Below are 13455 nucleotides of genomic sequence, written 5' to 3'. Positions count from 1 at the left end.
ATTTCCTATAGCATATTTTACTCGTATTAGTAGGAATGTTAATAGAAAAGAAAGCGTGTTAAGTGTTATTTTTACACTCCGGTAGTAGTCAGGATACGCCGGAGTCAACCAGGGATGCCTGTAAACAACGTTACATGAAAAGTTCCGTTTTAGCACAAAATTTCCTTGATGACAATCGGCTTGTAGAAGACATCTTTCATGAATTGAAGTCTATTGTAGCAAGTATTCTGTCAAGTGTAGAGCTGATCGTATTATATGACGGAAAGGCTATGGGGAACAAGATCACCCGTCAGGCTGAGTCAATAAAATCGCAGGTAATAGAGCTGGACTTTCAGCTACAGAATATAAGGATCATACAGCACATGCTTGATAAGACATTTCAGGTAAAGCGCAAAATGACCAACCTGTTATTCTTCCTGGGGCAGCTGGTACGTGAAGAACCATATAATAACCTGCTGTCACCCGCTGTTGAATTACAGCAAAGCAAAGTACCGGTGGAAGCCAACATAGATGAGTCGGTACTGCGACAACTGATCCTGAACCTTTTTTTTTGGATGAACCGGCATTCAACCACCCATCAGATACCTCGGATGGAGTTTAGTTTTGAACCGGGTAACTTTAAGATCAGGGGATCATTTTATGCGAACTATATCTTTTCCTCTCCTTTCAAATCTTCGGAGAAAGGGGATGGTGAAATAATACACCAGCCGATATGTAAGATGATGTCCTTTCTTGCCTCTTTACACGATGGCACGTTTGAGATTGTGACTGAGCCGGAGAAGAACGTGGAGGTGCTGGTGACCATCCCCTGCAAAGCCTAGTGCGGCGCAGGCTGAAACAAGTCTCTTAGAAACAATAAGATAAGGTTAAAACAAAAGGGGATATTTCCATATCCCCTATTCTTTTTTATACCAGTATGTAAATTATCTTATTTCTTCAGTTGCAGTACTGCATTTGACCAGTCTCTTACCTGTTCGAGCAGGATCGGATTTTCCGCCAGTTTCTGACCATAGGAAGGGATCATTTCTGTCAGTTTATCTTTCCACGCTTTTGTAGCCAGGTATTTAGGGAAGCAACGTTGCAGCAGCTCCAGCATGATGGATACGGCTGTAGAAGCTCCCGGAGAAGCGCCCAGCAGCGCAGCGATAGAGCCATCTGCCGCACTCACTACTTCTGTACCGAATTCCAGGATACCGCCATGTTCAGGGTCTTTCTTGATCACCTGTACACGTTGTCCGGCTACTTCCAGACTCCAGTCTTCTAATTTAGCTTCAGGAAGGAATGCCTGTAAAGCTTCCAGTCTTTCTTCCGGCGACTGACGTACCTGATCGATCAGGTATTTGGTCAGCGGCAGGTTGTCCATACCGGCAGCCAGCATCGGACGGATGTTATTGAACTTAATGGATCTTGGCAGATCGAGCCATGAACCATTCTTCAGGAATTTAGTGGAGAAGCCTGCATAAGGGCCGAATAAGAGGGCTTTTTTGCCATCGATCATACGGGTATCCAGGTGTGGTACAGACATTGGAGGCGCGCCTACAGATGCTTTACCATATACTTTTGCAGCGTGTTTTTCTACGACTTCCTGGTTGGTACAAACCAGCCATTGGCCACTCACAGGAAAACCACCAAAGCCTTTACCTTCAGGAATATCTGATTTCTCCAGCAATGGGAGGGAACCACCACCTGCGCCAATGAAGACGAATCTGGTGTGTAATTTCCTTTTCTTGCCTGTTTCCAGGTTCTTCACTTTCAGGTACCATCTGCCATCTTTCTCCTGTTCCAGATCACGCACCTCGTGTTTAAGACTCAGCGTTACGCCGTTTTGTTGTTGCAGGTAGGCAATGAGCGCGCGGGTCAATGCACCGAAGTTGATGTCAGTACCTGCATCCATGCGGGTAGCAGCTACCTTGTCAGCAGGATCACGTCCTTCCATCACCAGCGGGATCCATTGTTTCAGTACTTCCTTGTCTTCGGTGTACTGCATCCCCTTGAATAAATTATTGCTTTCCAGCGATTGCTGGCGCTTTTTCAGGTATTCTACATTCTTTTCGCCCCATACAAAGCTCATGTGAGGAATGCTCTGTATAAACGTCTCCGGGGACTTAATGCAACCATTCTGTACGAGGAAAGACCAGAATTCTTTGGATACCTCGAAGGACTCGGCGATCTTGATCGCTTTACCGATTTCGATATCACCATTGGATTTTTCCGGGGTGTAGTTGAGTTCGCAGAAGGCGGAATGGCCTGTCCCTGCGTTATTCCATGCATCCGAACTTTCTCCTGCTATGATATCCAGTCTTTCGAATATCTCAATGGTCAGTTCCGGTTGTAATTCTTTCAACAGTACGCCAAGCGTTGCACTCATTATACCTGCACCGATAAGGACGATGTCAGGCGCCGATTTAGGAGACATATTATCTTATTTTCACGATTTGCACCGCAAAAATAGTACTAAATACATTAGTTGTATATGCTTTTACTGGTTGCATGAATACTTTTTACTATAATATGGCACAAATTTTCAGTGTAAACACCTGCTGTAGTGCATATGCGAAAAATGTAAATGTATTGTTAATCCTGTGTCCCGGCCAGCCATCCCAGTGAAGTTGCAGAGACAGTGGCAAAGCTTTCCCCTGGTGCATCACAAAGTGAGCAATGATAAGCGGAAGGGAGGGTGGAAAATGGCGTCCCTGGCGCAATCCCCTGGTCAGGGTCTCCGATCGCCTCATCATAGACGGTCAGACAACGTGTACACTGATGCACAGCTTTCTCTGTGTGAGTGATGGCTGTAACTATCTGCTGACCAGCTACATAACTGATCAGCGGATCGGCAGGCGCGCTGTTGTCATAGAATTCCCTGCATAAGGACGTGATATAGGGGCCAAGATGTTCTTTGGCTACTCCTGTGCGGTAAGGTAATAAAGTGCCGGAATTGGGGTTAAAATCCTGTGTATAGAGAATGTCGTAACGATGATGTCCCTTCAGCCGGCTTTTGTATTTGTCCTCCTGCTTGCTGATCACAATGGAACCGAAGCAGTTATTACCCGGATTGATCCGGATACTGAAACATAAACCATATGTTCTGACATCCGCATTATCGAAATGCCGGATGATATGTCTTTTGATGATCAACGCATCTTCGCTGTTGTCTTCTACATGCCAGTTCAGTTCATTGGCGGCATGCCGCACATTGATCCCGTATTTACCAAGGATATAATCCCACAGTCTTCTGTGCTCCGGTGCAATGTTCTTGATGATAAGCGACTTCCAGGACGTCGCATATAGTTGTCCTGTCTTAGTCTCCAGACAGATATTGCACAGGTTGCGGAGGAAGGCTACCGGGAATTCCTCATCACGCCGGTAGATGCCTAACCAGTAATGATTCTCGTGCCTGTTAAATCCTTCGTAATAAGGCAGATGGAAGGCCGGTAGTTCCAGTTCGGTAGTGACCGGTTTGCTGTTATATTCCAGTTGCGCTTTCACTGCCGTATGTAGGGCTTCATTGCTGATATCCGGTGTTGCGGCCAGGACGGATTCAATACACTGGCTGAGCTGCGCGATGTTATTGGTGTAGATCAGATCGGGCCAGGCAAACAGGCGGCTGCTTTTCGGGAAACGGATGAACAGGTGCCAGTAATGTGCGGACCCTGCTGCAATCCAGTTGATATGCCCCGAAAAGAAGGGCGTGAAGGTCTGTTTGTTATCGCAGATATTGATTTTCAGTACGGGTGCGTAGTCGAACAGAGAGAATACATCTTTATAGATCCCTTCTGTGAGCCAGCCTTCATTAATGAAGATACCAGCACCGGGATAGGAGCTCGTGATATTCGGCGCTGTACCGTAGCTATGCCAGTTGATCTGCTCACGCGCACAATCTGCCTCAAACTGTTCAGCATATTTACCCTGTACTTCCAGCAGCAACTGCTGCCGCAGGCCGAAGCGTACCTGTGTTACTCTTGCCGCTTCTGCAATGTCAAGGATGGTCAGCAGCTGACCAGGAGAAATAATTCCCCCGGTGAAATTAATGCTGACGGTCTGTGTATATCTGCTCATGTTTAAACTGCTTGCATAATAAGTACGGTATCCGCTTTTTTCTCAACTGGCATTTCCTTCTCCAGGATGGCCTTGATCTCCGGTCTGCAGCTGCCACAACCCATACCGGCGCCGGATGCTTTGCACAACTCTTCCAGTGTATGGCAGCCTTCTCTGATCTTCTCACATATATTACCTTCTCCCACACTGCCACAGCTGCAAACAAGCTTACCGAGTACCGGTGCGGCTTTCCTGCCGGAGCGTAACAGTTCCAGCCGTTTATCAGAAAGCTCTATTTTGTTGGCTATCAGGTCTCTGAATTCCAGGAACTCTGATTTATCACCAATCAGGATAGCGCCTACCAGCCTGTCATTGTGGATAACGCACTTCTTATAATAACGTTTGGATTTATCAATGAATACTACTTCTTCATAAGCCGGGTCAGCAGGGGTTTCTATCATTCCCAGTGAGCAAAGGTCTGTACCATGCATCTTGAGGATGTTCATAAACAGGGAACCCTGATAGTAACCGGTAAGATCGCCGGCCATATGACGGGCTACTACGGCTGCCTGTTGTTCTGCTGCTGCGGTGATGCCGAAGAGCGTACCATTGAACTCTGCGATCTCTCCGATTGCATAGATAGCCGGATCGCTGGTCATCAGGTATTCGTTGACGATCACGCCCCGCTTGCATAATAAAGAAGCAGCTTTCGCCAGTTCTATGTTCGGAACAGTACCTATAGACATGACCACGGCCTGACAGGTCACCTGTCGTCCGCTTTTCAGGCGGATGCCATCCAGTTTGTTCAAACCGGTGAAGCGTTCTATTTCATCATTGTATAAGATCTCTATGCCGCGATCTGTCAGTTCTTCATACAACAGCTGGCTGCCCAGGGCATCCAGCTGTCGGTCCATCAGTTTAGAGGTACGCTGCAATACAGCGACCTCTATATCCATTTCTCTTAGTGAAGCAGCTAATTCAATACCCAGCAGTCCTCCCCCTACGATCACCACTTTCCCTGCTGCCGGATCTATGTGCTGCACAAAGGCATCGGCATCTCTGCGGTTACGCATGGTGAAGATACCTGGCAGCGATGGTGTGTCTTTCAGTGTTGCCGCACGGCTACCCATGCCCAGAATGAGCACATCATATTCGTGTACACGGCCTTTACTGTCCGTCACTGTTTTTTGTTCCCTGTCTATTTTTTCGACACTGACGCCCCGGTGTAATGTGATGTCCAGCATGGATTCCTCATCATCTGTCATCTTCACCAGCTGCTGCCATTGCTGTGTCCCGCTGATATAATCCGGTAGCATCACCCTGTTATAGAAGGGCTGATCTTCTTTGCTGAATACGGTAATCGTATCGGTTGTATTCAGCTCCCTGTATGATTTAATAAAGCCACAGGCGCCTGCGCCTGCACCGATGATGATAATACGTTGCCGGGGTTTGCGGTAGAGTTGTACCTGTACCGCTGTATATTTCAGGTCCGGTTGTTTGGATATCTTATCCACCAGTCGGTGGGTCAGGTTGTTAGCCCTGTTCAGGTCATTGTCCAGTATCTTACCCCAGTGCATGGGCAGGAATACCACTCCTTTTTTAATGGAAGTGCTCAGTTGTGCTTTCACACGTACAATACCATTTTCGCTGAATATCTCTACGATATCGGCTTCTTTGATATGCCGTTCCCTGGCATCTTCCGGGTGTATTTCCAGGAGGGGAGCAGGAATATGCTGTTTTAGCTTGCTCACCTTACCCGTTTTGCTCATGGTATGCCATTGATCCCTTATACGTCCTGTAGTGAGAATGAGCGGGAACCGGGGATGAGGTGGACCTGATCTGTTATCATCCGGGAAAGAATGTATGACCGCTTTGGTGGATGATGTATAGAAATGATGATCTGTAAAGAGGCGTGGTGTACCCGGACCGGTTGTGCCGGCAGGGTAGGGCCATTGGAGGGAACGTTTTTCTTTCAGCACCGTATAATCTACGCCACTGACGTCGATATTGGTACCGGCAGTCAGACGACTATGTTCTGCATAAATGTCGGCCGGACTTTTATAATCAAAACCTTTGAACCCCATTTTCTGTGCGAAGCGGCAGATGATCTCTGCATCCGGCAGCGCTTCTCCCGGTGCTTCGTTGACACGCTGCAGATAAGTGACCCTTCTTTCTGCGTTGGTCATGGTGCCTTCTTTCTCGGTCCATGCCGCAGCGGGTAGTACAACATCTGCGTAGCGGACTGTTTCCGGTTTATTCGAGATCTCCTGTACAACGACAAACTTCGCCTTTTGCAGGGCGGCTTCCGCCATACGGGCGTCCGGCAGACTTACCAGCGGATTTGTACACATGATCCAGATGGCTTTCAACCTTCCGTCATTCAGTGCTTCAAACATTTCAGTAGCGGTCAGTCCTGGTTTGTCGGAGATCTTCGTACCTCCCCAGAAAGCTTCTACTTCTTTACGGTGTGCCGGGTTATCCAGTACTCGGTGTGCCGGGAGCATATTGGATAATCCGCCTACTTCTCTGCCGCCCATCGCATTGGGTTGACCGGTAAGCGAGAAGGGGCCACAGCCGGGTTTACCGATCTTTCCGGTGATCAGGTTGAGGTTGATCAGGCTCAGATTCTTATTGACGCCAACAGCGCTCTGGTTTAGTCCCATGGTCCACATGGTCATGAAACTGCGCACGTTGCCCAGCATGGTGGCAGCTTCATAGATCAGGTCTTCTGAAATACCACAAATGGCAGCAGCACTACTGATACTGCGTTCCATCACCGTATCCCGGTATTTTGAGAATCCTTCTGTATGTTGCTGAATGAAGTCATGATCGATATGACCAGCCTCTATCAGCAGTCGTCCGATCGCATGATGTAATACGATATCGGTACCCGGCATGACCTGCAGGTGTATATCTGCGATGGCGCAACTTTGCGTGACACGAGGGTCGCTGACAATGATCTTCAGATTCGGATTTTTTGCTTTAGCAGCTTCGATCCTGCGCCATAAGATCGGGTGACACCAGGCCGGATTAGCGCCTGCCACAAAGATGCAATCTGTCAGTTCGATATCATCATAACAACCAGGTACGCTGTCTTCGCCGAGTGATAATTTATAGGCGGCTACTGCACTGCTCATACAGAGCCTGGAGTTGGTATCTATGTTATTACTGCCAATGAATCCCTTGATCAGTTTATTAACGACATAGTATTCTTCTGTGAGACATTGTCCGGATGCGTAGAATGCAACTGAATCAGGACCATATTGCTCAATCATCTGTTTAAACACGGCAGCGGTGCGCTCGAGCGCCTGGTCCCAGGAAACGCGCTGTCTGGGCATTTGCCGGTGATAGCGCATTTCCGGGTAGTAAAGCCTGTCTGATGTATCCATCACTGTGTAGTGGAGGTTCATGCCTTTGGAACAAAGCATGCCTTTATTGACCGGATGATCTTTATCTCCTTCCACTGTGATCTTTCCCTGCCTGTCCCTGTTGACAATAATACCGCAACCTACGCCGCAATAACAGCAGGTGCTACGGTAACTGCCCGCAGGAAGTTTAGTATGTTGATGATTGCCTGTCATGGTTAATCTGCAAATGCTACCTGCCCTGTAGTGGCGGTGGAGGCTTCAGTAGCTGGTTTTTTAATGAATCGGGTGAGCAGTACAATGACTGATACTGCGATCACGATATAACCGATGTAGGTGAATGCTTCTACATAGGTGATAGATTCCGATTTGAAGAGGAAGCCAAACAGCATACCGCCGAGATTACCGCCTGCTCCTACGATACCACTTACCAATCCGACATTCTTTTCGTTGATGAATGGAACGATACCATAGGTAGCGCCATTGGCCATCTTCAGGAATAAGGCGAAGCTGAGCATGGAAATGATAGCAAGTGCCAGTGTGCCTGCCTGTGCAAACAATAACAGTCCGATTCCTTCCAGTAACAACACACAGGCCAGCAGCATACCTTTACCACGCATTCCTGATCTGGCGCCTACCTTATCAGAGATGATACCTCCCAGTGCTCTTGCGAAGATGTTCATGAAACCAAATACGCCTGCCCAGAAACCTGCGCTGCTTTGTGAAAGATGAAAAGTATCCACGAAGTGTAAAGAAGCGACGTTATCAAAAGTGATCTCCATACCGAAACACATTCCATATGCCAGCGTGAGTGCCCAGATGCGCCAGTCGGCCAGTATACTCCAGTCAGTTTTTGATTTTGTTTTATCACTATTACGGCCGATCTCATCAAAGTTGCCCGCAGGTGTATCTTTTGTGAATTTGTAATACATCCATGCCACGATCAGCATCATCACACCCGGTACGATCATTGCGAAGCGCCATGCTTCCTGTTTGGTATAACCGAAGCCTACGATTGCTGCAAATATCAATGGCATCACCATGTTGGTTACACCGCCACCCAGGTTACCCCATCCACCGGTTACTGCATTGGCAGTACCCTTGATGTTGGCAGAGAACATCATGGAAGTATGGAACTGTGTAATGACGAAAGAAGCGCCAATAACGCCGATGGCAAGACGAAACAGCAGAAACGTTGTATAATCTTTTGACAGTCCTACCAGGAATACCGGCAGCGAACCTGCTATGAGTAATCTGATGGCTGTTTTACGGGGCCCCCAGGTATCACAGAGTTTACCGATAATGAGTCTTGCTATGATGGTGCTGGATACGGATGCAATAATGATATTGCCTACCTGCGCCTTGCTCAGGCCGAGGTCTTCCCTGATTGTTGGCATGAGTGGCGCAAGGCCAAACCATCCAAAGAAGCAGACGAAGAACATCAGCCAGGTAGTATGAAAGGTGCGCATGTGCACCGAGTTCAGTGTAAAGAGGGGGAGTTTATTTAAAGGTTGTGTGTTCATGTTGAAAAGATCTCGGTTGTTAATAATCCGGTGCAGCCAATGTTTATCTGCGCCGGTGACACTTTTATGATTGGTCGTCTGTCTGCACTGTCCGGTCTGTCTTCCGTTAATTTTTCAGCGCCTGTAGCACCATTTCCGGTTTGATATTGATCATCACATATGCCCAGTTGCTGTTGCTTTGTGCGTTGGCGATATTCTTCACGCCAGGCGAAGCGAGTGAAGCGGTGCTCCAGAAATGGCTGTAGCCTGCTTCGAAAGAGATGACCTTAGTCAGTGTATAATTAGCAACCAGGTCTGCTTCTGTACCGAATTTCCTGCTACCGTTATCCGGTATATCGCTGCTGCTGTAGAACTGATGCAGGTCAGCGCTCAGCAGGAATTTTGTATTGGGTTTGTATTTCGTTTTCAGGTAATAGTCCTGCAGACCTCTGTTACCGAAAGCGCTGGCTACGTAGAAGTAGTCCATATATCCCCAGAACTTATGCGGTGTGCCATACAGCGGATCAAATGCATGACTGGTACCGTCAGCGCCAATACCGCCGGTGGTATAATCAGCGCCTAAACCGGCACTGAATGTACTGCACAGCTGGTATTGGAAAGCGGCTGATAGCAGTCCTGCACTTAAGTCCTGTGCATTGGCATTTTTTCCGAACTGGTAGTACCCTGCGGCGGTCAGGGTGAGCTTATCAAGGGTGTTATTATAATAGAGTCCTGTTGTCATGCGGGTGTGTACACCTTTATCCCAGATCTTGACGCCTGTGCTGTCAGGATGGAATTTAGAGAACTGGTCCGCGAGAAAGAGAAAGGAGAGATTACCTTTTCCTAATTTTTTTCCTGCGTATAGATACTCGAGGCTTTTGTACATCGCAGCGCCATTTGTATTGGCGGTATAGTTGCCCGGTGGTGTCGGATTGTACACGGTACCGGCCGCATTTTCCTTGTTCTGATTGAAAGCCGCGCCAAGATGCAATGTATACGGGCCGGTTTCATATTTCAGTACGGCTGCGTCGTGTCTTCTGCCTTGCTGTAGCCATTCCAGGTTACCCAGCAGCCGACTATCATCGTAGACAATTTCCTGCCGGCCTATCTTCAGGTTGAGGCTTTTGTTTTTTACGACAGTGTCCAGCAGCATAATTTCCGCCCAGGCTTCGTGCAGTATCAGGGCGTTGTTGTCTTGTGTGGTCGTCCTGTTAATGGTCGATGCGTCCTGTCCCCATACCCGGACGTCCTGAATAGTGGCGCCTAGTTTAAAGCGATAACCGCTGAATCCTGCTGAGAGGCGGGTACGCTGTGAGGTGAAGAATGCCGGAGAAGCGCCTTTTGGCAGGGGAGCCGCCTGACCATCCCGGAATTCCGAACGCGTTCGGAGTTGTGCCCCTACGGTGAACTGTGCCCACGCAGAGGGAGTGAAAAAGAGCATGGATAGCAGGCAGCAAACGCCTGCAGAGAATAGTCGTTTCATGCATTCTGGTTGATAATGTGAGCAATAAGAGTATTCCCGCTCTCTCTGCTGTTATTATGCTTCCTGCATGATCCCGATGTAGACACAGTCACCCTCTACTTTTACAGGGTAAGTGGTCAGGGAACATTCTGTATCGTCTGACAGACAACGTCCGTCTTCGAGTGAAAATGTTTTTTTATGGAAAGGGCAGGCCACTTTTGGCTCGCCGTTATGCGTACCTGTCATGCCGCGGCTGAGGGCCATCTGCTGGCGGTGCGGACAAAGGTTCTGTGTGGCGTACCAGGCATCGCGGCGTGCAAACCGGAACAGGGCGATCTGTACTTCATCATATTTTACACACACGCCTCCGTTATTGGGAACGTCGTTTACATTACAGGCATAGAACCATGCTATTGTTGTGCTTGTGCTAATGGCGACTGACATAAGTTATCGTGTTGATTGATATAATTATTTCCATTCGGCAGCTTTCTTCTGCTCTCTCAGGTTGTCAAATTTTACCGTCGGATCTTTGGTGCCGGGCGCATTGACGAAGTGTGAGAAACGCTTGCGCAGCTCAGGACTTTCCACTACTTCTCGCCACTCGCATTTGTATCTGTCTACAAGACCCTGCATTTCTGCTTCCAGTTCGGCAGCTATTCCCAGACTATCATTTACCACTACATTGCGGAGGTAAGTGATGCCACCATCCAGTTTATTCAGCCAGGTAGCGGTACGGGTCAGCGGATCGGCAGTTTTGATGTAGAACATCAGGAAGCGGTCGATATAACGGATACAGGTTGCGCTATCCAGGTCAGAAGCCAGCAGTATGGCATGTTGTGGTTTGGAACCACCATTGCCGCATACATACAGGTTCCAGCCTTTTTCTGTAGCAATGATGCCAAAGTCTTTGGACTGAGCTTCCGCGCATTCCCGGATACAACCGGATACGGCGGATTTGAGTTTATGAGGAGCACGTAAGCCGCGGTAACGTTCTTCTATCTGAATCGCAAAAGTGACACTGTCATGCAGACCGAAACGGCACCAGGTAGAACCTACGCAGCTTTTTACCGTACGCAGGGCTTTACCATAAGCATGGCCGCTTTCAAAGCCGGCATCGATCAGTTCTTCCCAGATATTGGGAAGATCATCCAGGTGTGCACCAAAGAGGTCAATACGTTGTCCGCCGGTTATTTTGGTGTAGAGGTTATATTTCAGGGCTACCTGTGCGATCACCAGCAGTTTTGCCGGGGTGATCTCCCCTCCGGGAATGCGTGGCACGACAGAATAGGTACCACCTTTCTGTATATTCGCGAGGAAGCGGTCATTGGAATCCTGCACAGTATCATTTCCCTTGTCGAGGATCATATCATTCCAGAGACTGGCCATGATGGAGGCCACTACCGGTTTGCAGACCTCACAGCCATCACCCGCGCCATAATGGTCGAGCGCTTCATCAAAAGCACGGATATTTTTGATGCGGATCAGGTCATAGAGTTCCTGACGGGAGTAGGCAAAGTGTTCACAGATAACGTTACGGATATATTTACCCTGCGCTTTCATGGTACCTGTGATCAGGTCTTTTACCATCGGCGTACAACCACCGCAACAGGTAGCTGCTTTGGTACATTTCTTAATAGCGCCCAGTGTTTCGTTACCTGCTTCCACGGCAGAACAGATATCGCCTTTGGTGATGCTTTCGCAACTACAGATGATCGCGTCATCAGGAAGTCCCAGTACACCTGCACCCGTTTCCTGACTACCACCACGTGCGCCCAGCAGTACATCTTCCGGATTGGGCGGGAGGATGACCTTGTTCTTAGCGGTCTGCAGCAGCATATTGTAGGCATCTGCATCACCGATCAGGATACCGCCGAGCAGATGTTTTCCGTCATTGGTAATACTGATACGTTTGTATACGCCTTTCATTGTATCTTCAAACACGATACTACGGCAGGTATCAGCAGGAGCGAAGGGATCACCGAAGCTGGCAACGTCCACACCGATCAGTTTCAGTTTGGTGCTCATGTCAAAACCGGTGAAGGTCTTTTCAGGAATGGGAGCTGCGGCCAGACTATTATATATGTGTGTGGCGACCACTTCCGCCATTTCATAGCCGGGAGCTACCAGACCGTAGATCATGCCATTATAGAGGGCACATTCGCCGATCGCATAGATCTCAGGGTCAGTGGTCTGCATGTATTCATTGACAAGAATACCGCCGCGGTGACCAGTTTCCAGTCCGCTGAGCTTTGCCAGTTCATCCCTTGGTTTGATACCGGCGGAAATCACCAGCATATCCGCATCGAGGTGGGTTTCATCGGCAAACTGTAAGCCGGTGATGGTATCTCCACCCAGTACTTCGCTGGTATTTTTATTGGTGTGGATAACTAAGCCTAACTGGTTCAGTTGCTGTTCCAGGATGCGGGAGCCATTTTCGTCGATCTGGCGGGGCATCAGTCTGGGGGCGAATTCGATGACGTGTGTATCAGCAATGCCCAGATCCAGCATGGCTTTAGCCGCTTCGAGACCCAGCAGACCGCCACCTATCACGACGCCTCTTTTAGCGCGGGGAGCATAGTCCTGCATGAGTTCGAGGTCTTCGATCGTGCGGTAGATGAATACGCCTTTTTTGTCCACGCCGGGAATAGGAGGTACAAAAGCGGAGGAGCCGGTTGCTATTATAAGATAGTCATAGGCTTCCGTAATACCTTTATAGGAGTGAACGGTCTTGTTGGAGCGGTCAATCTGCTGCACCGGATCGCCCAGGTGCAATGTAATATCGTTGGCAGCATACCAGTCAGCCGGCGCCATTACAAGGTCGTCTGCTGTTTTGCCGGCGAAAAATTCACTTAAGTGGACACGGTCGTATGCGGGACGGGGTTCCTCGCCAAAAACTACGATCTCAGCTGTACCTGCCGGAATTCTGGAGATTATTTTCTCACAAAATTTGTAGCTGACCATGCCATTGCCTATAATTACAATTTTCATTGGCAAAGAATTGAGTTGATAAAATGAGAAACGGCTAAGTATTATGAAAAATATAATATGATATATATTTTCCTGATCGAGTGATAAAAATTGCCGTTTTTTA

At 48.4% G+C, this 13455-nt stretch carries 8 protein-coding genes; 1 reads left to right on the top strand and 7 read right to left on the bottom strand.

The genetic code is table 11. From position 1 onward, the window contains the following. Nucleotides 1-134: 134 nt before the first annotated feature. Nucleotides 135-821: a histidine kinase gene (locus BMZ72_RS10500; RefSeq protein WP_089807994.1), complete on the top strand. Its 687-nt coding sequence runs from the start codon at nt 135-137 to the stop codon at nt 819-821. Between the two features lie 107 nt (nt 822-928). On the opposite strand, the gene BMZ72_RS10495 is transcribed toward BMZ72_RS10500, so the two are convergent. From BMZ72_RS10495 to nirB, 7 genes are all read right to left on the bottom strand, one after another. Then, nucleotides 929-2416: a malate:quinone oxidoreductase gene (locus tag BMZ72_RS10495; protein WP_089807992.1), complete on the bottom strand. Its 1488-nt coding sequence runs from the start codon at nt 2414-2416 to the stop codon at nt 929-931. Between the two features lie 158 nt (nt 2417-2574). Next, nucleotides 2575-4056 (bottom strand): rubredoxin, encoded by a 1482-nt coding sequence (locus BMZ72_RS10490; RefSeq protein ID WP_089807990.1) that lies wholly within the window; start codon nt 4054-4056, stop codon nt 2575-2577. 2 nt (nt 4057-4058) lie between these two features. Further along, on the bottom strand, nt 4059-7616 hold the full coding sequence (locus BMZ72_RS10485) for a nitrate reductase (protein ID WP_089807988.1): 3558 nt from the start codon (nt 7614-7616) through the stop codon (nt 4059-4061). 2 nt (nt 7617-7618) lie between these two features. Continuing rightward, nucleotides 7619-8923 (bottom strand): MFS transporter, encoded by a 1305-nt coding sequence (locus BMZ72_RS10480; protein ID WP_089807986.1) that lies wholly within the window; start codon nt 8921-8923, stop codon nt 7619-7621. A gap of 106 nt (nt 8924-9029) precedes the next feature. Next, on the bottom strand, nt 9030-10385 hold the full coding sequence (locus BMZ72_RS10475; protein ID WP_255373171.1) for an alginate export family protein: 1356 nt from the start codon (nt 10383-10385) through the stop codon (nt 9030-9032). 54 nt (nt 10386-10439) lie between these two features. Further along, nucleotides 10440-10808 (bottom strand): nitrite reductase small subunit NirD, encoded by a 369-nt coding sequence (nirD, locus tag BMZ72_RS10470; protein ID WP_089807982.1) that lies wholly within the window; start codon nt 10806-10808, stop codon nt 10440-10442. A gap of 24 nt (nt 10809-10832) precedes the next feature. Beyond that, a complete protein-coding gene (gene nirB, locus BMZ72_RS10465; protein ID WP_089807980.1) occupies nt 10833-13352 on the bottom strand; it encodes a nitrite reductase large subunit NirB in 2520 nt (839 codons plus the stop codon). Between the last annotated feature and the right edge of the window lie 103 nt (nt 13353-13455).

This window comes from Chitinophaga sp. YR627 (assembly GCF_900114995.1).
GTDB lineage: Bacteria > Bacteroidota > Bacteroidia > Chitinophagales > Chitinophagaceae > Chitinophaga.
The sequence above is the reverse complement of the archived record's forward strand: the minus strand, read 5'-3'. Positions and strand labels throughout refer to the sequence as shown.

Coding starts and splice junctions, on each gene's coding strand:
- BMZ72_RS10490 (WP_089807990.1), bottom strand. CDS start 4,056: ATGAGCAGATATACACAGACCGTCAGCATTAATTTCACCGGGGGAATT.
- BMZ72_RS10500 (WP_089807994.1), top strand. CDS start 135: ATGAAAAGTTCCGTTTTAGCACAAAATTTCCTTGATGACAATCGGCTT.
- BMZ72_RS10495 (WP_089807992.1), bottom strand. CDS start 2,416: ATGTCTCCTAAATCGGCGCCTGACATCGTCCTTATCGGTGCAGGTATA.
- BMZ72_RS10475 (WP_255373171.1), bottom strand. CDS start 10,385: ATGAAACGACTATTCTCTGCAGGCGTTTGCTGCCTGCTATCCATGCTC.
- nirB (WP_089807980.1), bottom strand. CDS start 13,352: ATGAAAATTGTAATTATAGGCAATGGCATGGTCAGCTACAAATTTTGT.
- BMZ72_RS10480 (WP_089807986.1), bottom strand. CDS start 8,923: ATGAACACACAACCTTTAAATAAACTCCCCCTCTTTACACTGAACTCG.
- nirD (WP_089807982.1), bottom strand. CDS start 10,808: ATGTCAGTCGCCATTAGCACAAGCACAACAATAGCATGGTTCTATGCC.
- BMZ72_RS10485 (WP_089807988.1), bottom strand. CDS start 7,616: ATGACAGGCAATCATCAACATACTAAACTTCCTGCGGGCAGTTACCGT.